Annotated in this window: 16 protein-coding genes; 14 read left to right on the top strand and 2 right to left on the bottom strand. The window is 64.2% G+C overall.

Annotation, left to right across the window (positions count from 1 at the left end; all coding sequences use genetic code 11):
* The first annotated feature begins 103 nt into the window (after positions 1–103).
* Both R5W23_RS26970 and R5W23_RS26975 read left to right on the top strand, forming a co-directional pair.
* Complete coding sequence (locus R5W23_RS26970) at positions 104–1702, top strand: DUF1559 family PulG-like putative transporter (RefSeq protein ID WP_320689036.1); 1599 nt, start codon at positions 104–106, stop codon at positions 1700–1702.
* Between the two features lie 149 nt (positions 1703–1851).
* On the top strand, positions 1852–3816 hold the full coding sequence (locus R5W23_RS26975) for a DUF1559 family PulG-like putative transporter (protein WP_320689037.1): 1965 nt from the start codon (positions 1852–1854) through the stop codon (positions 3814–3816).
* Positions 3817–3877: 61 nt separating this feature from the next.
* On the opposite strand, the gene R5W23_RS26980 is transcribed toward R5W23_RS26975, so the two are convergent.
* Positions 3878–5335: a sigma-54-dependent transcriptional regulator gene (locus tag R5W23_RS26980; RefSeq protein WP_261187935.1), complete on the bottom strand. Its 1458-nt coding sequence runs from the start codon at positions 5333–5335 to the stop codon at positions 3878–3880.
* A gap of 95 nt (positions 5336–5430) precedes the next feature.
* Here R5W23_RS26980 and R5W23_RS26985 point away from each other — a divergent pair, with 95 nt between their 5' ends.
* The 9 genes from R5W23_RS26985 (at position 5431) to R5W23_RS27025 (ending at position 17813) form a co-directional block, all read left to right on the top strand.
* Positions 5431–10401, top strand: a complete 4971-nt coding sequence (locus R5W23_RS26985) for a PAS domain S-box protein (protein WP_320689038.1) — start codon at positions 5431–5433, stop codon at positions 10399–10401.
* Positions 10358–10825, top strand: coding sequence for a response regulator (locus R5W23_RS26990; RefSeq protein ID WP_407936166.1), 468 nt, complete (start codon positions 10358–10360; stop codon positions 10823–10825). The genes R5W23_RS26985 and R5W23_RS26990 overlap by 44 nt, the downstream gene beginning before the upstream one ends.
* Positions 10803–11984 (top strand): hybrid sensor histidine kinase/response regulator, encoded by a 1182-nt coding sequence (locus tag R5W23_RS26995; protein WP_320689039.1) that lies wholly within the window; start codon positions 10803–10805, stop codon positions 11982–11984. The genes R5W23_RS26990 and R5W23_RS26995 overlap by 23 nt, the downstream gene beginning before the upstream one ends.
* A 194-nt stretch (positions 11985–12178) precedes the next feature.
* On the top strand, positions 12179–13999 hold the full coding sequence (locus R5W23_RS27000) for an AI-2E family transporter (protein ID WP_320689040.1): 1821 nt from the start codon (positions 12179–12181) through the stop codon (positions 13997–13999).
* A gap of 64 nt (positions 14000–14063) precedes the next feature.
* A complete protein-coding gene (locus R5W23_RS27005) occupies positions 14064–14492 on the top strand; it encodes a DUF883 family protein (RefSeq protein ID WP_261187941.1) in 429 nt (142 codons plus the stop codon).
* A gap of 178 nt (positions 14493–14670) precedes the next feature.
* The gene (locus R5W23_RS27010; protein WP_320689041.1) at positions 14671–15144 is read left to right on the top strand and encodes a hypothetical protein; all 474 of its coding nucleotides are present in this window, start codon (positions 14671–14673) and stop codon (positions 15142–15144) included.
* 1132 nt (positions 15145–16276) lie between these two features.
* Positions 16277–16687 carry a COG1470 family protein gene (locus R5W23_RS27015; RefSeq protein WP_320689042.1) on the top strand — a complete coding sequence of 137 codons (411 nt, stop codon included), beginning with the start codon at positions 16277–16279 and terminating at the stop codon, positions 16685–16687.
* Positions 16688–16757: 70 nt separating this feature from the next.
* Positions 16758–17219: a ferritin-like domain-containing protein gene (locus tag R5W23_RS27020; protein ID WP_320689043.1), complete on the top strand. Its 462-nt coding sequence runs from the start codon at positions 16758–16760 to the stop codon at positions 17217–17219.
* A 78-nt stretch (positions 17220–17297) separates the two neighbouring features.
* Positions 17298–17813, top strand: a complete 516-nt coding sequence (locus tag R5W23_RS27025; RefSeq protein ID WP_320689044.1) for a TspO/MBR family protein — start codon at positions 17298–17300, stop codon at positions 17811–17813.
* 76 nt (positions 17814–17889) lie between these two features.
* Here R5W23_RS27025 and R5W23_RS32810 read toward each other — a convergent pair whose 3' ends face one another.
* The gene (locus R5W23_RS32810) at positions 17890–18144 is read right to left on the bottom strand and encodes a DUF2934 domain-containing protein (RefSeq protein ID WP_407936167.1); all 255 of its coding nucleotides are present in this window, start codon (positions 18142–18144) and stop codon (positions 17890–17892) included.
* 494 nt (positions 18145–18638) lie between these two features.
* Here R5W23_RS32810 and R5W23_RS27030 point away from each other — a divergent pair, with 494 nt between their 5' ends.
* From R5W23_RS27030 to R5W23_RS27040, 3 genes are all read left to right on the top strand, one after another.
* Positions 18639–18812 carry a DUF1328 domain-containing protein gene (locus R5W23_RS27030; RefSeq protein WP_010053102.1) on the top strand — a complete coding sequence of 58 codons (174 nt, stop codon included), beginning with the start codon at positions 18639–18641 and terminating at the stop codon, positions 18810–18812.
* A 118-nt stretch (positions 18813–18930) separates the two neighbouring features.
* Positions 18931–19857: a YihY/virulence factor BrkB family protein gene (locus R5W23_RS27035; RefSeq protein ID WP_320689045.1), complete on the top strand. Its 927-nt coding sequence runs from the start codon at positions 18931–18933 to the stop codon at positions 19855–19857.
* Positions 19858–19895: 38 nt separating this feature from the next.
* Positions 19896–21815, top strand: coding sequence for an alpha-amylase family glycosyl hydrolase (locus tag R5W23_RS27040; RefSeq protein ID WP_320689046.1), 1920 nt, complete (start codon positions 19896–19898; stop codon positions 21813–21815).
* The last annotated feature ends 5 nt before the right edge of the window (positions 21816–21820 follow it).

Genomic DNA, 21820 nt, shown 5'->3' on the forward strand with positions numbered 1-21820 from the left:
AGTGGCGTCGTAATCGCGCCGCACGAGTGATGGTACCGGCGCCCAGTTCGCGGTATCATCTCCGTGCGGCGGTGGTCACGTCTTGCCTCCGGAGCGGTCCGAAATGCGCACACCTCTGTCCCTGGTCGCACCCCTAATATTCCTGCTTGCCAGCTCTACAGTCAGTAGCGCGCAACCGGCACCGGCCCTCGGCGCGGTCCCGACGGATTCGTTCGGGTTCCTGACGGTGAACGTCGCCAAGATGTGGGAGAACCCCGATTTCAAGCCACTGCGGGCGTGGTTCGAGGGGCAGAAATCCGGTCCTACCGACGAACTGTTCGGCCTGCCCGTCGGGGACATCGAGCGCATCACGCTGTTCCTGCCGTCGGCCGATCGGCGCCCGCTCGCGGGTGCACTCATCACCACCAAGAAGCCGTTTAACGAGGCCAAAGTCATCAAATCCGTTGGATCGGACGGCGGTCCCCCGCGCCGGTCCGGGAACGCGGTGCGGTTCCAATCCGGCCGGTTCGACACGCTCATTTTCGGTGACGAGCGCACGCTCCTGTTCCTGAAAACGGACGGCGAATTGGGGGTGGCGGGTCTGCTCGGTCAGGTGCTGGCAAAGCGGACCGACGGGCCGCTCGCGGACGCGCTGGCCGACGCCGCGAAGCACGACTTCGCGTTCGCCCTCGACGGACGCCCGCTCGCCGGGTTCCTTCAGGCCGATCGCGAAACGGAACTGGCCCCATACTTGGCACTCTTCAGCGCCACGTCGATCACCTTCGCGGCCGACTTCGACAAGACCGCCCGCGGCACGTTCAAGATGACCTTCGCGAACGACGCGAGCGCGAAGCGAGCGGCGCCGGTTCTGAAGGAAGGCATCGCGGATGTCACCCGCGTGTTCGAGAAAGCGATTCTGGGTAAGGGCCAGTTCGAACCCGCCGAGCGCGCGTACTTTGAGAACGTGGTCGCCGTGCTCAAGGCCGCCAAGGTGGAGTCGTCCGGTCCAAGCGTCGTTGCAACTGTCGATTTGCCGCACCTGGACGCGGTCGCGAAACTGGCGGCCGTGCTACCGAAATCGTATGCCGGGGCGGTCGATAGCCGCCGCGGGCAGAACAACCTCAAGCAACTCGCGCTCGCGTTTCACAACTACGAAAGCGCCTACGGAGTTTTCCCCGGCGACGTGACACCCGCTGGCGGGCCGAAGCCCGTACCGATGAGCTGGCGGGTGCAAGTGCTGCCGTACATCGAGCAGGACAACCTGCTCAGGCAACTCGACTCGACGAAGGCGTGGAACGACCCGGTGAACTTGAAGAAGCTCGAAGCGATGGAGATGCCGAAGGTGTTCGAGATCCCCGGGCGACCGGCCCCGAAGGCGCACACGTACTTCCGCGTGTTCAGTCTGCCGAAAAGCGGCAAGGAGGCCGATCGACCGTTCTTCGCTGAGGGGCAAAAAGGGCCGACGATCCCCGCTATCACCGACGGACTCAGCAACACCCTTATGATCGTGGAGGCCGGTGAAGCGGTTCCGTGGTACAAGCCGGACCTGCTCGCCTACGACGCTAAGGCGCCGCTGCCACAACTGGGCGATAAGGCCGCGGACCGGTTCATCGCGGCGATGGCCGACGGGAGCGTGCGCGTCCTCCGCCCGAGCAAGGTCGGCGAACACGCGCTTCGCGCGATCATCACGGCTCAGGGCGGTGAGGTGATTTCGATACCGTAACGCGATCGGGCCGGGCGGCGGTCATTTTTCTCCAAGGGGCCTTCATGTTCCGGACACGACTTCGGGCTACGCTTGCCTTTGTGGCCGGTTTGATTGTGTGCGCGCCCGCGCCCGCACAACCGGCGGAACGTCCGGGGCCGCCCGCCGCATTGCCGATCGTACCGCCGACGGCGCCGGCGTTCGTCACGCTGAAGGTCGCGGATCTCGTCAAGCACCCGGACCTTAAACCGGTGCTGGCGCAACTCGCGAAGCAACCCGACGCCCTGGTCGGCGCCTCCGAACTGCTCGGGGTTTCGCCGCTGGAGCTGGATCGCGTCACGATGTTCTGGCCGCGACTCGGTCGCGACGGCTCCGATCCCATTCTCGTAGTTACAACGGTCGAACCGTTCAACGAGGCCCGGGTACTCAAAGCGTTGCAGGCCCGGCCGGTGTTCGGTGCGGACGAACGGGTTCCTGCGGCCGGTCCGGGAGGGCGTGAGGCGTTGGAGCCGTTGTTCCACCGCCTCGATCGTGGGCCGTTCGCGACCCTGTTGTTGACCGACGAACGAACCCTCGTGTTCCTACCGGGGCGCGGGGCGGCCGACGTGACCGTTCTTACCTTTCTGAGTGCGCATCTCAAGAAGGGTGCCAAAGGGCCGCTCACCGACGCACTGGCAGCCGCGGGCACGCACACCTTCGCGGCGTGCGTGTACCTGCCTCCGCTGTTCCGTGAGTTCGACGGCCGGATCGAACCCGAACTGGCCCCGTACACCGCGCTGCTTGGCACGCGCACCGCGGTTCTCGCCGGTAATCTCAGTCAGGGAGCGAAACTGAGTCTGGCGCTAACGTTCGATGATGCAACCGCCGCGAAACGCGCCGCTCCGGTGTTGGAAGAAGGGCTCGCGAGCCTAGCCGTGGGTGCGGAGAAGATGGCGGGTACGATGCGCGACAGCCGGCGCCCGCTGGACAAGGCGGCCGCACCGCTCCTGAGCGCGCTCGCCGCAGGGATGAAGGCGGCCACCGTGAAGGCCGACGGGGCTACCGCTGTTGCCGTTGCGAAAGTGGATTTTGGTTCGGCAACTTCCAAGGCGCTCGGCGACTTGCTTCAAGCCGTGCAGAGTCGCCGCGCGGCCGAACAGCGGATGCACAACCTGAAGCTAATCGGCTTGGCACTTCACAACTACCACGGCTCCAACCTCCGGTTGCCAACCAATGTGTACGGACCGAAGGGCGAGTTGCTTTTGAGTTGGCGGGTGCAACTGCTCCCGTACCTGGAGCAGGACGCGCTGTACCGACAGTTCAAACTGGACGAACCGTGGGACAGTGAGAACAACAAGAAGCTCATCGAGAAGATGCCGAAGGTGTTCCAGGCACCGGACCGCGAACACGCGCACGGCGAGACGTTTTACCAAGGTTTTGTGCAGCGCGAGAACGCGGCTCCCTTGAAGGGGATTGCCGGGCGGCCGTGGCTCAGAGACGGCGAGAAACAAGGGTGGTCGCTCGCCGCTATCCCGGACGGGACGTCGAATACGCTCGCGGTGGTCGAGGCTGGTAAGGGGGTGGTGTGGACGAAGCCGGACGACCTCCCGTTCGGGGGAACGGTTCCGGCGCTGGGAGAGAAGGGCTGGGAACGCACCCCGGCGCTGCTGTTCGATGGGAGCGTGCTTCTGCTTCCGACGACGCTCAAGCCGGAAATGTTCTGGCCGCGTGTCACCATCGACGGAGGCGAGGTGTTACCGGACCTTGATGACGAGCGCGGGACGCTTTTTGGTCAGCGACCGGCCCCAAGCGTAAAGCTGCCAGTGAAGATGCCGGCAGAGCCGCCGAAGGCCATGCCGACAAAGGAACTCGAACCGCTCCCACTGCCGAAGAAAGTGGGGGAACGGGGGACTCGCGAGAGCTTGGCTGTAAAGGTGGCGGCCCTCCAGGCGCAGGAGCGCGCGGCTGCGCTGCTGAAGGAGGCCACAGCACGGCTCCGGGAGCGGCTCGAAAAGAGCGGTGCGGGTCAAGTCGAAATCGAGCGGGTGGAGGCGGTGTACGTCGAGGCGCTCGCTCGCCTGGAAGCCGTCCAGCGCGAACTCACTGCCGCCGTCGAGGCCCTGAAGGCCGCGCAGGAGAAGGCGCCCCAGAAGTGACCAACGCTCGTGCCTTCGGTGCATACCGGACCGAAAGCACGTGCAGACGTTGACGGGTTTCCTACTCCTCGCCCTTGAACTGCTCTTTATCGATCTTGTATTGCGCGATCTTGTCCGTGATGCTGCGGCGCGACAGCCCAGTGATCTTGGCGCACTTGCCGACGTGCCCCCGGGAGCGCTTCAGTGCGCGGCGAATGTACCGCTCCTCGAACGCGGCCGTGAGTTCCGAGAGCTGATCCGGTAGTTTGCGGTTCAGGTCCACATGGAACGGGTGCTTGCCGGCGGCGCTGCTTTCGGGCCGGCGCCCCACTTCGGGCGGTAAATCCTTCGTGCGAATCACCCCGTCGCGCGCCGTCACGCACGCGCGCTCGATCGCGTTCTCGAGCTGCCGCACGTTACCTGGCCATGGGCACTTGGTGAGCAGGTCCAGTGCCTCGGGGCTGATCGTCGGCGGCTTCTGGCCGACGCGGACGAACTTCTGGCAGAAGTGCGACACCAGAACCGGGATGTCCTCGGTGCGCTCGCGCAGCGGCGGGATGTCGATCCGCACCACGTTCAGCCGGTAATACAGGTCTTCGCGGAACTTCCCGTCCTTGACCAGCTTTTCCATGTCCTGGTGGGTGGCGGCCACCACCCGAACATCGATCTCGATCGGCTCGGCCCCGCCGACCCGCTCGAACCGCCGCTCCTGGAGCACCCGCAACAGCTTGACCTGCATTGACATCGGCACGTCGCCGATCTCGTCGAGGAACAACGTGCCCTTGTGGGCCAGCTCGAACCGGCCGATGCGTTTGCGGTCCGCACCGGTGTACGAGCCCTTCTCGTGTCCGAACAGTTCGCTCTCCAGCAGGTTCTCGTTCAGCGCGCCGCAGTTGACCGCGACGAACTCGCCGGTCCGGTAGTTTGCCGACGCCTGGTGGATGGCGCGGGCGATCTGCTCCTTGCCGGTCCCGGTTTCGCCGCGGATGAGGACCGTTGAAGCGGTGCCCGCGACGTGGCCGATCAGCTCGAACAAATCGACCATCTTCGGGCTGCGACTGAGTACGTTCTGGAACGCGTGCCGCTCGCCCAGCTCGCGCCGCAGAGCCGCAACCTCGTCCTGAAGCGCGCGGTCCCGGAGGGCACGCTGCACGATGATCTGAAGGTGCTGCGGGTCCGGCGGCTTGGTGAGGAAGTCGTAGACCCCCATCCGCATCGCTTCGACGGCGTCCTTGATGTTGCCGTTGCCGGTGGTGACGATCACCGTGACCGGGATCTTCTCCGCCTGAATGGTTTCAATCAGCTTCATCCCACCGACCCGGGGCATGCGCAGGTCGGTGATCACTAAACTGTACGGCTTGGCGCGTAGCATGGCGAGGCCGGCGGCGCCGTCCTCGGCGGTATCAACCTCCAGCTTGAGGCTCATCTGGAGCAGCTCCTGGAGGGACGTGCGGGTGTCCTCCAGGTCTTCGACGACGAGAACCCGTTGGACCGGGGCGGGCGCTGGCACGGAAGGTGCAGGTTCTGGCTCGTTAACCATGCGCTGAGTTCCTACGGTATTGGCTCAGGGTCTATTGTATCCCGAGCGGGTTGTTGTGTGGCACGCGAATCGTTCCTCCCCACCAGGCCCAGTTCATGCTGGACGTTCTGACCAGTCTCTTCGATCCGACCGGGTTCACGCCCCGCGCCCACTGCGGGACCGCATGGAACGACGAACTGATCTTTTTGCACGCGACCAGCGACCTCTTCATCTGGCTCGCATACGTTTCGATCCCACTGGTGCTGCTGTACTTTACCCGGCGCCGCGACCTGCCGTTCCCGCGGCTGTTCCTGCTGTTCGCGCTGTTCATCCTGGCGTGCGGCACCACCCACCTGATCGACGCCCTCATCTTTCAGTTCCCGATCTACCGGTTTTCGGGGCTGATGAAGGGCGTCACGGCGGTTGTGTCGTGGGCGACTGTGGTCGCGCTCATTCGGGTCATCCCGCGGGTGATGCCGGCCGTTGCCGAGGCGAGCAAGGCTGTCCGGACCGGGACCGATACGAAGACGCACCTGCCGATCACCGGCGAGGCCCGCGGGACCTCCGGGCGGGCGTACATCGTCGCGCTGCTAGTGGCGGTGCTGGCGGTCCTGGTTCGCGCGGCCGGGGACGCCGTCCTCAAACAGGAGCACGCGCTCGTGGTGCCGCTCCTGGGCGTGGTGTACGTGAGCTGGCGGTACGGGTTCCAGCCGGCGCTCGTAACGCTCCTGGTCTCGCTGGTCGGGTTCTCGTTCTTCTTCGTCGAGCCGCGGAACCGCCTCTACGTGACGGGGCTGGGGAACCAGATGGCCCTGGCGCTGTTCTTTTTCTGCGGGGTGGCGTGCGCGGCGCTGGGCGAGTCGCACAGGGTCGCCCAGCGCCGCGCGCGGGCCGCGCTGGGGGTCGCGCTCGGGCGCCAAGAGGAGCTCGAGTCGGAGGTGGCCCGGCGCCGCGTGGTCGAGGCGGCGCTGCGGCAGCGCGAGTCCGACCTCGTGGCGGCTCAGGCCCGCGCCGACGAGGCGCTGGCCCGGCTCGACGCGTTCATCGAGAACGCGAACGTCGGGATCGTGTTTTTGGACCCCGAACTGCGGTACGAGCGGGTCAACAGCTTCATCGCCCGCGCCAACGGCAAGCCGTTGAGCGAGCACCTCGGCCGCACCGTCATGGAGGTAGTTCCCCAGATCCCGGCCGAACGGGTCGAACGGTACCGGGCGGTCGCGACGGGCGCCGCGGAGTCGTACTCCGACACCGTCGACGTTCGCCACCCGATCACCGGCGCGTATCAGGCGTTCCACGTAACGGCGTTCCCGGTGCGGTTGCCCGGCGGTCCCGCCCTCGGGGCCGGTGTTGTGGTACACGAGATCACCGAGCGGCGGCGGGCCGAGCAGGAACTGCGGCGCAGCGAGCGGAACCTCACCGACTTCTTCGAGAACGCGAACGTCGGGCTCCACTGGGTGGACGGAGCCGGGGCGATCGTCCGCGCCAACCGGGCCGAACTGGAGATGCTCGGGTACGACCGCACCGAGTTCGTGGGGCACAAAGCCGAGGCGTTTTACGAGGACCCCGGCGCGGGGCGCGAGCTGCACGCCCGGCTGCTCCGCGGGGAGCGGCTCACGAACCACCCGGCGCGGCTGCGGTGCAAGGACGGCACGGTTCGTGACGTGCTGATTTCCGCAACGGCGCTGGTGGAGAACGGCGCGTTCGTTCACGCCCGGTGCTTCACCCGCGACGTCACCGAGCAGAAGCGGGCCGCGGACGATTTGGCGGAACGCGCCCGCGCGATCGCGCTGCGGGCGGAGGTGGCCGCCGGGCTGGCGGGCGCTGGGGAGACCCGCTCCGCGCTCCAGGGGTGCGCGGAGACCCTGGCGCGGACCCTCGGGGCCGCGCTCGCCCGCGTTTGGACCCTCGACGAGTCCGGGCGGTGGCTCGACCTCCAGGCCAGCGCCGGCGCCTTCGCCCCGGAGCAGGGGCCGCACGACCGGGTGCGGGTCGGCGAGACGAAGATCGGTCGCATCGCCGCGAGCGGCCGCCCGTACCTGACCGACGACGTGCCCCACGACCCGCTCACCAGCGATCCGGAATGGGCCGCGCGCGAGGGCGTCCGGTCGTTCGCCGGGCACCCGCTCGTGGTCGAGGGGCGCGTGTTCGGGGTGCTCGGGGTCTACTCCCGCACCAAACTGTCCGAAGGGCTGGTGACCGACCTCGGGCCGATCGCCGCGAACCTCGCCCAGTTCATCGACCGCCGCAAGGCGGTCGAGGCGGTGCGGGACAGCGAAGCCCGGTTCCGGACCCTGGCCCAGGCGGTTCCGCACATCATCTGGGTGACCCGCCCGGACGGGTACCACGAGTACTACAACCAGCGCTGGTACGATTACACCGGGCTGACCGAGGAGCAGAGCCTTGGGGGCGGCTGGTCCGGGCCGCTGCACCCCGACGACCGGGCGCGCGCGGCCGCCCGCTGGGAGCAGTCCACCGACACCGGTTCGGAGTACGAGATCGAGTACCGGTTCCGCGGCGCCGACGGCGGGTACCGCTGGTTCCTGGGCCGCGCGCTGCCCCAGCGGGACGCCGACGGCCGCATCGTCCGGTGGTACGGCACATGCACCGATATACACGATGAGCGGATCGCCACCGAGGCGTTGCGGCGCAACGAGGAACGGTACCGGACGCTGACCGAGGCGGTCCCGCACATCGTGTGGAACGCGGACGCCAGCGGCGCGATGACCTACTTTAACCGCCGCTGGAGCGAGTACGCCGCACTGCCGGAGGAGCCGGGAGGCGTGAGCGACTGGACCGACGCGCTGCACCCCGACGACCGCGATCGAGTGTATACGGCCTGGCGCGACACGGTCGTCCAGGTCGCGCCGGGCGGGTCCGATCGCTTTTTCCAGGAGTTCCGGCTCCGCCACGCCGCGACCGGCGTGTACCGGTGGTTCCAGAGCGTCGCCGTCCCGCTCCGCCACCCGGACGGGACCGTGGACCAGTGGATCGGTTCGATGGCCGACATCGACGACCAGAAGACCGCCGTCGAGCGGGTGCGCCAGAGCGAGGCGTTCCGCCGCAGCGTGTTCGAGAACAGCCCCGACTGCCTGAAGGTGTTCGACCTGGACGGGCGCGTGCTGGAGATGAACGAAGCCGGGTGCCAGTTGATGGAACTCGACGACTTCGAGTCGCTCCGCGGCAACCCCTGGGCGGAGATGTGGCCGGTGGCCAACCGGGAGGTCATCGGCGCGGCCGTGGCCGCCGCGCGTGACGGGCAGGTGGGGCGGTTCCAGGGGTTCTGCCCGACCGCGAAAGGGACGCCCAAGTACTGGGACGTGTCGGTGGCCCCGCTGCCGGGCGCGGACGGCAAGCCCGACCGCCTGCTCGGGGTGTCACGAGACATTACCGAGCAGCGCCGGGCCGAAGAGCGGACCCGCGAGAGCGAGGAGCTGTTCCGCCAGATGGCCGAGTCGATCCCGCAGCTCGCGTGGATGACCGACGCGGAGGGGCACATCTTCTGGTACAACCAGCGCTGGTACGATTACACCGGCACGACCCTCGAGGAAATGAAGGGCTGGGGCTGGCAGGCGGTCCAGCACCCGGACGAGTTGCCGCGCGTTCTGGAGCGGTGGAGGGCCGCGCTGGCCGCCGGCGAGCAGTGGGAGGACACGTTCCCGCTCCGCGGGCGCGACGGCACGTTCCGCTGGTTCCTGAGCCGCGCGCGGCCGATCCGCGACCAAGTCGGGAACATCACCCGCTGGTTCGGCACCAACACCGACGTGTCCGCTCAGCGCGAGCTGGAGCAAACCCTCCGCGCGAGCGAGGAGCGGTTCCGGACGCTCACCGAGACGGTCCCGCAGATCGTGTGGACCGCCGAGCCGAAGGGCGAGGTCACGTTCTTCAACCGCCGGTGGACGGATTACACCGGGGTGGAACTGGAAGCGGGACGGGAGTCCGGATGGGGCGGGAACCTCCTTCACCCCGAGGACGCGGACCGGGTGCGCGTCGGGTGGCAACTTGCGGTGGCCCGGGGGGCAGGGGGGTATTCGTCGGAGTTCCGGCTCCGCCGCGCCGACGACGGCGCGTACCGCTGGTTCCTCTCGAACGCTCTGCCGCTGCGCGATCAGCACGGCAGCGTCAAGGAGTGGGTGGGCACGCTCACCGACATCGACGACCAAAAGCGCCAGACCGAGACCCTTGAAGCGATGGTGCGCGAGCGCACCCTGGCCCTCGAGCTGGCCAACGTCGCCTTGACCGAAGAGATTGAGGTGCGGCAGGCGGCCGAGGACCATGCGCGGGCCGTGGCGGTGGAGCTGGAGCGCAGCAACGGCGAACTGGAGAAGTTCGCCTACGTCGCGTCGCACGACCTTCAGGAGCCCCTGCGGAAGATTCAGGCGTTCGGCGACCGGCTCGTGACCAAGTGCCGTGCCGAGCTTAGTGACAAGGGGAAGGAATACCTCGACCGGATCCAGGTGGCCGCGGCGCGGATGCGGCGCCTGATCGACGACTTGCTCCAGTTCTCGCGGGTCACGACTCAGCAGCGGCCGTTCCGGCGGCTGGACCTGCGGCAGTTGGTGGCCGAAGTCATTTCCGATCTCGACGTGCGGATCGGTCATGCGAACGGGACGGTTCAGGTGGGTCCGTTACCCGCTGTGGACGCCGACCCGACGCAAATGCGGCAGTTGTTCCAAAACCTTATTGCCAACGCGGTAAAATTCCAGCGACCGGGTGTCCCACCGGTGGTGCAAATCGCCGGCGAACTCGCGACCCAAGTCCCGCCGGAAGGCGAAGGCGCCGAGCCGGTGTCTGTGTGCCGCATCACCGTGCGGGACAACGGGATCGGGTTCGACGACAAGTACCGGGACCGGATCTTCGGGGTGTTCCAGCGGCTCCACGGCCGTGACGAGTACGAGGGCACCGGGGTCGGCCTCGCCATCTGCCGCAAGATCGTCGAGCGGCACGGCGGGGCCATTGAGGCGCACGGCTTACCGGGCGAAGGGGCCACGTTCGTGGTGACCCTCCCCGCGACCCACGCTAACTCGCTTGAGGCAAACGATAAACATGTCCAATCGGACGAAACCGATTACGATTCTCATGGCCGATGACGATCCGGACGATCGCCAGTTGACACAGGAGGCGTTTGAAGAGAACCATTTGGCCAACGATTTGCGGTTTGTGGAGGACGGCGAGGAGCTTCTCGACTATCTGAACCAGCGCGGCAAGTACGCCGGCGCGGGCGCCGCCCCGCTCCCGGGGCTGATCCTGCTCGACCTGAACATGCCGCGCAAGGACGGGCGCGAGGCCCTTCAGGAGATCAAGGCCGACCCGCGCCTGCGGACCATCCGCGTGGTCGTCATGACCACCTCCAAGGCCGAAGAGGACGTGCTCCGGAGTTACGACCTGTCGGCCGCGTCGTACATCACCAAACCGGTCACCTTCGAGCGACTGGTGGAGGTGGTGCGAACACTCGGAAAGTACTGGCTGGAAATTGTGGAGCTGCCACCCGATGGGCACGGAACGCAAACTTGATCTCTCGTCCGGTCCGATCCGGGTGTTGCTGATCGACGACGACGAGGACGACCGGTTCCTCACGGAAGAGCGGCTCGGGGACGTGCCCGGGCGGCCGTACGCGCTCGACTGGACGCCGCATTACGCCGAGGGGTTGGAGGCGATCTGCACCGGCACGCACGACGCGTACCTGCTGGACTTCCGTCTCGGTGCCCGTACCGGCATCGAGCTGTTACGCGAGTCCCGGGCGCGGGGGCGCGCGGCACCGGTCATTCTCCTCACCGGGCAGGCCCATTCTCAGACGGATTTCGAGGCCCTCGATGCCGGGGCAGATGACTACCTCGAAAAGGCGGGCCTGACCTCCGCTCTGCTCGACCGGGCCATTCGGTACGCGCTGGTGCAGTCGCGAGCTGCGGCGGAACTGGAACGAAAGGTGCGCGAGCGCACCGATGAACTGGCCCGGGTGAACGAGGCGCTCCGCGAAGCGGACCGGCGTAAGGACGAGTTCCTGGCGCTTCTGGCCCACGAACTCAGGAACCCGCTCACGCCCATTCTTAACGCACTGGAAATCCTCCGGCTCGCGAACGATTCCGGAGACACAGTCCGGCGCCAGCGCGAGCGCATGGAGCGCCAGGTCGCGCAACTCAAGCGCCTCGTTGAGGACCTGCTCGACGTGTCCCGCATTACGACCGGGAAGTTGCGGCTGGCGCCCGAACGTCTCACCATTCAGGAGCTCATTGAGTCGGCTGTGGACATGAGCCGTTCCCAACTCGAAGCCGCGAACCTGGAACTGGTGCTGAGCGTGCCCGCAGAACCAGTGGTGCTCACCGGGGACCGTGTGCGATTAACCCAGGTGCTCTGCAACGTGCTGAACAACGCGACGAAGTTCACCGAACCTGGCGGCCGGGTGTACGTATCGGTTGCTCCGCACCCGGGGCGCGTTACGATCACGATCCGGGATACCGGCGTCGGCATTGCCGCGTCGGTGCTACCTCAACTCTTCGGGCTTTTCACGCAAGTAGATCGCACGCTGAGCCGTTCGCAGTCGGGCCTGGGGATCGGCTTGGCGCTCGTGCGCCGCTTGGTGGAAATGCACGGCGGCACGGTGACTGCACAGAGCGACGGGCCGGGCACAGGGGCGACCTTCACCATACACCTGCCTGTGACTCGAACGGCGTAAAAGGCTGCGAATTCAGCCTCTGAACCCCACAACGACGCGGCCGAAGCTTGTGTCATCGAACTCGGCAACGGCCGATTGACGTTACCAGCGCATTTCTTTTCTCGACAAGCGGCAACAGTTTGCTGCGCTCCGCGGCATCGCGGTTGCGTGACGGGTGAGCGTGTCTACCCGTTATGTCTGTAGGAGCTCCGCTCATGGCTGCTTCGGATTGGCAGCGCGCGCTGGTGGCGCTGGCCGCGACCGTGGTCGGCGCGGCCCTGGTGGCCGTACTGTTCTGGGCGCGATCGATCTTCATCCCGGTCACGCTCGCCGTCTTCTTTGCATTCGTGCTGTCGCCTGTGGTGAATCGTCTTCAGCGCCGCGGGGTCGGGCGGCCCGCGGCGGTGATCCTGACGGTCGGGCTGCTCGGCCTCACCGGGTTAGGTATCGGTACCATCATCGCGCAACAGATAACTCGGGTAGCCGAGACATCGGCCGAGAAGCGCGAATCGATCACGCAAAAATTGACCTCAGTTAAGCAGTGGATCGCGGGCAGCGGCGAGAGCAAGTTCGGGAAGCTCGTTGACGATGTCGAAGACGTGTTCGCATCGGCGAAACCGGTCTCGAGCACGAATGCCGTGGTAGTGGAGCAAGCGTCGCCGTCGATGGCGGCTCAGTGGAGCGGGATGCTCAGCCCGGCCGCCGAGATACTCGGCCAAGCGGCATTCACGTTTATACTCACCGTGTTCATGCTGCTCAAACGTGAGGACCTGCGGAACCGGATGATCCGGCTCCTTGGCGCGGGGAAGATCACCACCACCACGAAGGCTGTAGACGACGCTTCGCAGCGCATCAGCAAGTATCTGCTCAGTCAGCTGATGGTGAACACCGCGTTCGGCGCCATCATCACGATTTCTCTGTTCGCGCTGGGTGTGAAGTACTCGATCCTGTGGGGCTTCATCGCGACCCTCATGCGCTACGTGCCGTACATCGGTACGTGGGTCGGGCTCATCCCGCCGCTACTGTTCTCCGTCGCGACCGCGCCGGAGTGGGGCGGCGGTTGGGGGCAACCGGTCGCGGTACTGGTGCTGTTCCTGGGCCTCGAGGCGTTCTGCAACAACCTCATCGAGCCGAAACTGTACGGCCAGAGCATGGGACTGTCTGAGGTGGCGCAGCTCGTTTCGGCCGCGTTCTGGGCGTTTATGTGGGGGCCGATCGGTCTGATCCTGTCCGGGCCGTTGACGGTGTGCCTGCTGGTGCTCGGGCGACACGTGAAGCAGTTCGAGTTCTTTGAAGTGCTGTTGGGCGACCAGCCGGCGCTAGAACCACGGGTAGCGTTCTACCAGCGGCTCACCGCTCACGACCAGGACGAGGCGGCAGACGTGGCGCTCGAAGCCGCTGAAGGACATGGAGCCGAGTTCGCGCTCGATTCGGTCGTGGTGCCGGCGCTCTGTTTGGCCCGCCGCGACCACCACGAGGGCGACCTGGATAAGTCCGATCTGCACTACGTCGCCACGGCGGCTCGTGAGATCGCCGAAGAAGTGGCCGAACTCCGGCCGGTTACAGAACACCCGGCGGAATCGCGTGTGCGACTGCTAATCGCTCCCGCTCGGGACGAAGCCGAGCACGTGGCCGCGGAGGTGTTCGCGCTGACCCTCGACCCCTCGCGATGGGAAGTGAAAATCGTGGGCGACGAAACGCTCGCTTCCGAACTGATTACGCAGGTTGACGAGTTCCGCCCGGCAGTTGTGTTGATCGCTACACTGCCCCCGGGCGGGGTCACGCACGCCCGGTACGTACTCACCCGACTGCGGCAGCGGTTCCCGGAGGTGAAGCTGTTGCTCGGTCGCTGGGGTGCAGACACGGCGGAACAGGATAACCGTAGCGAGGCGATTAAGAACATCGACGGAATCGACCGCACGCTGGCGGACAGCCGCAAGCGGCTCGCGGACTTGTCCCCGACGCTTGAAACGGCCGGCGCCAATGAACACCGTCCCCTGGTCCGGCGGGATCTGGTTGGCACGGCAGGTGCATAGCATTCAGGCGTCATCGGGAGGAGTTGGTTCCGCCCGGACTTAAGAACCCCTCAGAGGCACGATAATGGCGGATCTCAAAGATCGCGTGAAGACTGGCATCGATAACGCGGCCGACGCGGCGAAGAACGCCACTGACAAAGCGGCCAACGCAGCGCAGAACACGAAGAACGAAGGCGGCAACATCGCCGATCGCGTTAAGGACAACGCTCAACATCTGGTAGACCGTGCCGGCGAGTTCGCGGGCCAAGCCCGCGACAAGGTTCAAGAGTGGGCGGGCGACGCTCGGGGCGCTCTTGAGACGGCTGGCGATCGGGCACGTCACTACGCCAGCGATGCGCGTAACGCCGTCGAGAACGCGTACGATACGGCGAGTGATTCCGTGGGTGATTTCGGACGCGAAGTGACATCCCTCGTCCGCAAGCACCCGTTACCCGCTCTGCTCATTGGCTTCGGTGTCGGACTGCTCATCGGCCGCACGGCTCGGGTTCTCTAATTGTGCCGAACTGTGGCCGACGGGAAAATCATCGCACACGCCCCTGTTCGACAGCACAGTCAGATCGTTGGAGCCGGCCCCGGGAACTCAGGTTCCCGGGGCCGGCTCCGTTTCGGTAAGTGATTTCCGGCACATGCTTTGCGAAAAATGGGACGCCCAGAACCGGAGGCCCGATCCGATGAAAACGCAGCCCACCGTCCGTCGTTCTAAGTATGCCCCGTCGGTCGTCACGAAGAACGATCTGCTCGAACTGCTCAACGCGGACTTTACGCGGGAATGTCGCGCGATTTATGCCCACGCCGTTTACGCCGAGCGGATGAGGCCACATAACGAGGGCGCCGCGTTGCGGATCGCACGCTACGGTCAAGAAACGGTGCTCGCCGCGCTGGCTCTGTGCGAACTGATCTACGACTATGGCGGAACTGTTATTAACCGTCTCGATGAACTCAACGCGGTGTTGAACGCAGATCGCGTTGCAGACCCGAGTTGGGCGCCGGAAACTGCTCGGCGTTTGCACGAGCGAGCCGGCCAACTGCGATCGGCAGGTGAACCAGGCCTATCAAAGCGCATTCGCCGAATCATCTCTGCGAAGAGGAGTGCCGTGCCACTTGCCACGCTGGTATCCGATCCGCAGCCGGCGTTAAGCCGCTAATTGCAGAGCGGCCCACTTGGGATTTCTCCCAACCGGTCGCCCCAGACGACCGGTATTTGAGATGTGATCGAAGTTGCTCTGACTATTTTGACGGTTCTTGCCGATCGATTTTGTTCTTCAATGCGGATGGGGCTCGTGAGCAGTTGATACACGTCAAATCCCGGGAACCAGTTCCCAGTCTCCAGCAGCGGTTCTGTTCGGTTGACCCTGTGCTTCGATTGGGCACGCAGGTGAGTGCGGAAAGGGTTATTACACCTCGCGACGGTAGGGAATCATCAGTCTAAAAGGCGAATCGCTTGCGCAAAAGTGTGCCTGAGATGGAGTGGAGCCGCACTTTCCACAGTCTCCTTAGCTCGGAACGTGCTACTTTCCAAGGCTTTTCGTGACTCAATGGTTGGTTATCGGCAGGGTTCTGCTTCACCCCATAACAGGCGGGGTATGCGTTTCGGTCTTCATTAGCATCGGGATTTTGAGGTTCGCTTGGCCGAAGTTGCGGAAAGCACAGGGCGTAAAAAAACGCTCCCAAAAGTTGGGAGCGGTCCGGAGAGTGGGATTGTGGCGGTGTTTTAGCGGACCTGGGCGACTGGCGTTGGCGCAACCGGAGCAACTGGCATCGCTTGCGCGGGAAGCGGGCTTGGCTGAACAGCAGCCGGCATCGCCGGGGCATGTGCTGCGGCAGTTTGTTGGATAGCCGCTTCCGCACTTAGGGCTCCGGGCGGTGGAAGTTCTGCTTGTCGCGCTGCGCGTCCGAGTGGCCCCAAGATCAGACCCAGGAAGATGAACGTGCTGCCGGTCAGGAATAATCCTGCAAGCCAGAACCAGTCAGTATGATCGAGCGGACGGTCTTGTCCACGGGTGAAGTACCACACGACTGTCCAAACGCACAAAAGTGCGCCACCGGTGACGTACCCGAGTGCCGTTTTCGGCCCAAACGCGGGGTGCGAGAGAATGGGCATTGCCGTAACTCCGAAATGTTTCGTCTTGAAGCCGAGGCAGTACGCCTCTTCGAGAACAATTCACCACTAAGCAATACCCATGCCGTAGTGTGGACTGGTCTGGCACAGCGGTTGCGTAGTAGAGACGTAACCCGACACTGCCGTCGGGTGGAGCGATCGAATCTGAAAGGAACGTAATGCGGATCACTTACCTCGCAACCGCAGCTCTGGTGGCTTTCGCGTTCGGTTGTAACAAGAGCCCCGAGGGCGGGACGCCGAACACGAACGCGAGTTTCAAGTTGTCGCTTCCCACCGCTAAAGACGTGAAGCAGGGCAACACTGAAAGCTACGACGCCAGCATCGAACGTGGGTCCGATTTCAAGAAAGACGTGAAGCTGTCCGTGGAAGGCAAGCCGGAGAAGCTGACGGTCAAACTGAGCAAGGACGCCATCAAGGCGGGCGACGGGGACACCAAGTTTACCATTACCGTGACGCCGGACAAGGACGCTCCGATTGGCAAGCACGACATCAAGATTGTCGGGACACCGGACGGCGGCGGGACGCCCACCAGCCAATCGTTTTCCGTGACCGTGACCGAGAACAAGTAAGTGCAGATGGCCGTTCGCCCGCCCGCAGGCTTCAACCGTCTGCGGGTGTTTTTGCCAAAGGAGTTACACCATGCTGAACGCCGAAACCCACGAAGCGCTGGCGAGTGGCACCGAGGTGATGAACGCGCTGCTCCGGCACGAACTGTCGGCGGTCGAGACGTACACGCACGCGATCGGCCTGATCGAGGACCCGACGGCAATCATTGAACTCCAGAAGATCCGTGACGGGCACCGGCGTGCCGAGCGCGAACTGCGCGAGTGCGTGGTCCTCATGAGTGCTGTGCCGTCCCAGAGCCCAGGGCTGTGGCCTGCTTTTAGCGCGACGGCCGCGCCGGGCGCGAAAGCCGTGGGATGTGCGTCGGTGCTGGCGGCACTGCGTCAGTGCGAGGAATACGCCATTGCAGTGTACGAAGACGCCGTGAACCACGAGGACATCCCACCGGACGGGTACCGGCTCATCAACGGAGAACTGTTGCCCGAGGTGAGAAAACACGTGGACGAGTTGAATCGGCTGCTCGGTGGCGCGTGCTGATCGGCGTTCACTGGCCGCCGGCGCCTTGGTGCCGGCGGCCTTTTTATTGGAATCCCCGCGCCCGAAAGGACTTCCATCATGGCTGCTCTCACGGGGCGAGTACGCTTTCAAGAACCGAACGTCACGCCAGGGTTGATGGGAGTGGCGGTCATTGTGACGGCCACAACGTTAGTCGCCGCAGTCGGCGGTGCGATTACCGCACCGAACGTTGGCCCTTGGTATGAGCACCTCCCAAAGCCCGACTGGACCCCGCCGAACTGGGTATTCGGTCCCGTTTGGACGGTAATGTACGCGCTGATGGCTGTTGCGGCGTCAATCGTGTGGGTGTCTCGGGCGTCTGATGATATTTGCTGCCCGCTTGGTGCCTTCGGGGCTCAACTGGCGTTGAACTTGGCTTGGAGCGTTTGCTTCTTCGGACTGCACAGCCCGCTGCTCGGATTCCTCGACGTGTGCTTGCTCTGGGTTCTCGTCGGTGTGACGGTGGCAGAGTTCTTTCTCGTATCTCGCGTCGCCGGCCTGCTACTGATACCGTACTGGCTTTGGGTGACATTCGCGGCGATACTGAACGCGGCGATCGTGATGAAGGGCAGTTGAACAGTGATGGTGTTTACCCAGTGCGACGGCCCGCTCGGAACTTCGAGCGGGCCGCCGCGTTTTTATTACCGCAACATCACGAACCGCGTTGCGTCAGTTCTTGTTCGGCTCGGAGCCAGAACTCGCCCCCGTCACCCGCTGGGCGACCCGCTCGCTCCCACAAGGAGTAGGCCAGCGCACGAACTTTCTCATCGTCCACCGCTGACGGCTCCGTAGATGGTTGAGCCGGTTGAAGAGAAACGGCGTCAGAAGCTTCAGCCGGATTTGAACGCTGTGAGGGCGGTGTTTTGTTCGCGTTACGCCCTTGAGTGGGGACCGCATTTCTTGCCACTGTAACGTTCTCCAGAGGTACGCGTTGGCTCGGGCGCCGCCAGGGTGAGACCGAAACAAGTCAGTAGAGAGCACAAGGCGTTCCGCAGCGTCACTGTGGTTCGAGTTGGGGCCAAAGAGCATCGCTCCAGGGCGGTACTGCGTAAGTAAGCACGCTTCCGATTGGTGAATGGGAACTTGGCTGCGCTCCATCGCAGGTTGCAGATTGATCGGTTTCGCAACGACGTGCGGCGGACGTGCTCAAGAGGCTTAAAACCGTTACGGACGGTTCAATATGACCAGCGGCATCGATCCACGCGTTCCGATTGCGAATTGGCACGCTCTCTGCTTTCCTACCACTCACCGCGGCAACGCGGATCGGACCAAACAACTGCCGGAGTAAAACTTCGGCAAAAAAGGCTGCCTCAGCCTGATGCTCGTGTCAACCTGCCGCACCGTGAACCGAGCGGCGGATCACCATAACGATTCCAACGATTCTCTTTCGGAGGGTGTGCCATGCTCCGCTGGGCGCTCATGTTCCTGGTTATCGCGTTGATCTCCGCTCTGTTCGGCTTCACCGACGTGGCCGGAACCTCGATGGTTGCCGCCAAGATTCTGTTCTTCGTCTTCCTGGTGATGTTCGTCGTGTCCCTAATCATGGGGACTCGGTCCACTCGAGATGTCGTTTGACGGCATAACTAGTCCCGTCTCCAGCGACCCACCCGATTCACGGGTGGGTCGCTGTATTTTGTGTGCCGACTTTCGGCACGTGTCTTGCTTTGTGCGACGTAACCACGAGGCGATGGCAATGAAAATGAAGCCGCACGACGTATGGGCGTTGTTGAAAGATTCCGCAACGAAGTTCATCGACGACAAGGCCATGCGACTCAGCGCTGCACTCGCGTATTACACCACACTGTCACTGTCGCCGCTGTTGCTAGCTGTCGTCGCCATTGCCGGGCTCGCCTACGGTCCAGAGGCGGCGCGAGGCGAGATTGTTGCGCAATTTCGTGACACGATTGGCGTCGAGGCTGCGAGTTTCGTCGAACAGTTGATTGTTAAAAGCTCGTCAAAGTCGGATGGCATCGTGGCCGCGATTGTTGCTGGCGGCGTACTCCTCTTCGGGGCTTCAGGTGTGTTTTCGGACATGCAGAGCGCGCTCAACACGATCTGGAAGGTTCCCGGACACGAGGTGGAGGGCGGCATTCTGAGTATCGTGAAGGACCGACTGCTCTCCTTCTCGCTCGTATGTGGCGCAGCGTTTCTGCTGCTCACCTCGTTGGTAGTGACCGCCATCCTGGCCGGCATTAACAGCCGTGTATCCGGATGGCTACCCGGAATGGATGCACTCGCCCAGGTCGTCAACTTCGTGTTTAACTTCGTTCTCACGGCAGCGCTGTTCGCCATGATTTTCAAGTGGCTCCCGGAGACGACGCTGTCCTGGCACGACGTGGGAATCGGGGCCGCGGTCACTGCACTTTTGTTCTCCGTCGGTCGGTATCTAATCGGGTTGTACCTGGGACAAGCCGCGGTCGGCTCGACCTACGGCGCGGCAGGGGCGTTCGTAGTGCTGCTGGTGTGGGTTTACTACTCCACCATGATTCTCCTGTTTGGGGCCGAGTTAACGTTCGTGTACGCGCAGCGGTTCGGGTCCGGCGTTCGTACCCCCGACGGCGCGCTGGTCGAGCCGCGTGCGGCGAGTGCGCCAGGGCTTCCGTCCCTGGCGAGCCAATGAGCGTCTGTGAAAAGTTCGGTTTAACGCGGCGAGCACCGATGGGGCTCGCCGATTTCATCAAGGAGTTCCGTCTGATGCCTGCTATGAAGCCCACGAAGCCCGTTTCCCGCGTTCGCCCGTACCCCGCGGCAGAAATCAAACACGGTCGACACTCGGCCTCGGCCCCCGCAATCCACGCGGGCATGGGTGCGATTCCGCACGCGAACGGGGTCGCGTTCCGGGTGTGGGCACCACACGCCGAGAGCGTCGCCGTGATCGGCACATTTAACGACTGGGATAAGTCCAAGAACCCGATGACCCGCGAGAACGCGGAGGGTTACTGGTACTGCGACGTGCCGGGGGCGAAGATCGGCGCGGAGTACCGATACTCTTTACAGACGCCCGCGGGCGAGCTGTCTAAGATCGATCCCTACGCCCGCGAGGTGACCAACTCCGTTGGCAATGCCGTCGTTCACGACCCTAACTTCGACTGGGGCGAGGAGTTCCACAAGACGCCGGCCTGGAACGAGTGGGTCATTTACGAACTGCACGTCGGCACGTTCAACGACCCGAACCCCGACGACCCGCGGCCCGCGACGTTTGAGACCGTGGTCCACCGCTTCGACCACCTCAAAAAGCTCGGCGTAAACTGCATCCAGGTGATGCCGGTGGCGGAGTTCGCGGGCGACCGGTCGTGGGGCTACAACCCGGCCCACATGTTCGCGGTGGAAGGCGCTTACGGCGGGCCAAAGAAGTTTAAAGAGTTCGTCCGGGAAGCGCACCGGAACGGCTTCGCCGTCATTCTCGATGTGGTGTACAACCACTTCGGCCCGTCCGACCTCGACTTGTGGCAGTTCGACGGGTGGAGCGAGAACGGCGGCGGCGGCATCTACTTCTACCAGGACTGGCGGAGGGAGACGCCGTGGGGGGACACCCGACCCGACTACGGGCGCCCCGAAGTGCGGCAGTTCATCCGGGACAACGCGATGATGTGGGTTGAGGACTACCACATCGATGGGCTGCGCATGGACATGACGCTCTACATTCGGAGCGTCCGCGCCGACGGCGAGCCGAACCTGCCGGACGGCTGGAGCCTGCTCCAATGGATTAACGGTGAGATTCGTGAGAAGCACCCCAACACCCTGACCATCGCCGAGGACCTCCAGCACAGCGAGTGGATGACGAAGCCGGTGGGGGAGGGCGGCGCGGGTTACGGCGCGCAGTGGGACGATCAGTTCGTTCACCCGATACGCGAGGCCGTTATCGCGGCCGAGGACGATCACCGGTCAATGGGCGCGATCGCCCATGCGTTGGCGCACCGTTACAACGGTGACGCGTTTCAGCGAGTCATCTACAGCGAGAGTCACGACGAGGTCGCGAACGGGAAGGCGCGAGTGGTCCACGAGATCGCTCCGGGCGATCCGAAGAACTGGTTCGCACAAAAACGATCCACGCTCGCGGCGGCACTCGTGTTCACAGCCCCTGGCATTCCGATGCTGTTCCAAGGGCAGGAGTTTCTGGAGGGCGAGTGGTTCCGGGACACCGTTCCGCTGGATTGGGACAAGTCGTCCGAGTTTCGCGGGATCGTGCGATTGTACCGCGACCTCGTTCGTCTCCGGCTTAACCGCGGCGGGCAAACCAAGGGGCTCACGGGACAACACATCCAGGTGATTCGGGCGGATGAGACGGCAAAAGTGATTGCTTTTCACCGCTGGATGGACGGAGGGCAAGATGATTCGGTGGTTGTAGTTGCGAACTTCCACCGCGACGCGCGGGAGAACTTCCGGATCGGATTCCCAGAATCTGGGGCATGGAAGTTGCTGATTAACTCAGACTGGGCGGGGTACAGCGAGACATTCGGGAACTACCCTTCGTCCGATGTGACCGCCGAACCGGGTGAGTGTGACGGGCTGCCGGATCACGGAGCCGTCAACATCGGCCCGTACAGCGTGCTGGTGTTCGCCCGCACGAGCTCATAACTTCT

Source organism: Gemmata algarum, from assembly GCF_034097035.1.
Classification (GTDB): domain Bacteria; phylum Planctomycetota; class Planctomycetia; order Gemmatales; family Gemmataceae; genus Gemmata; species Gemmata algarum.

Bases quoted from the DNA above. Each gene is read 5' to 3' on its own strand.
- R5W23_RS26970 (WP_320689036.1), top strand. From the start codon at position 104: ATGCGCACACCTCTGTCCCTGGTCGCACCCCTAATATTCCTGCTTGCC.
- R5W23_RS26980 (WP_261187935.1), bottom strand. From the start codon at position 5,335: ATGGTTAACGAGCCAGAACCTGCACCTTCCGTGCCAGCGCCCGCCCCG.
- R5W23_RS26985 (WP_320689038.1), top strand. From the start codon at position 5,431: ATGCTGGACGTTCTGACCAGTCTCTTCGATCCGACCGGGTTCACGCCC.
- R5W23_RS26990 (WP_407936166.1), top strand. From the start codon at position 10,358: ATGTCCAATCGGACGAAACCGATTACGATTCTCATGGCCGATGACGAT.
- R5W23_RS26995 (WP_320689039.1), top strand. From the start codon at position 10,803: ATGGGCACGGAACGCAAACTTGATCTCTCGTCCGGTCCGATCCGGGTG.
- R5W23_RS27000 (WP_320689040.1), top strand. From the start codon at position 12,179: ATGGCTGCTTCGGATTGGCAGCGCGCGCTGGTGGCGCTGGCCGCGACC.
- R5W23_RS27005 (WP_261187941.1), top strand. From the start codon at position 14,064: ATGGCGGATCTCAAAGATCGCGTGAAGACTGGCATCGATAACGCGGCC.
- R5W23_RS27010 (WP_320689041.1), top strand. From the start codon at position 14,671: ATGAAAACGCAGCCCACCGTCCGTCGTTCTAAGTATGCCCCGTCGGTC.
- R5W23_RS27015 (WP_320689042.1), top strand. From the start codon at position 16,277: ATGCGGATCACTTACCTCGCAACCGCAGCTCTGGTGGCTTTCGCGTTC.
- R5W23_RS27020 (WP_320689043.1), top strand. From the start codon at position 16,758: ATGCTGAACGCCGAAACCCACGAAGCGCTGGCGAGTGGCACCGAGGTG.
- R5W23_RS27025 (WP_320689044.1), top strand. From the start codon at position 17,298: ATGGCTGCTCTCACGGGGCGAGTACGCTTTCAAGAACCGAACGTCACG.
- R5W23_RS27030 (WP_010053102.1), top strand. From the start codon at position 18,639: ATGCTCCGCTGGGCGCTCATGTTCCTGGTTATCGCGTTGATCTCCGCT.
- R5W23_RS27035 (WP_320689045.1), top strand. From the start codon at position 18,931: ATGAAAATGAAGCCGCACGACGTATGGGCGTTGTTGAAAGATTCCGCA.
- R5W23_RS27040 (WP_320689046.1), top strand. From the start codon at position 19,896: ATGGGGCTCGCCGATTTCATCAAGGAGTTCCGTCTGATGCCTGCTATG.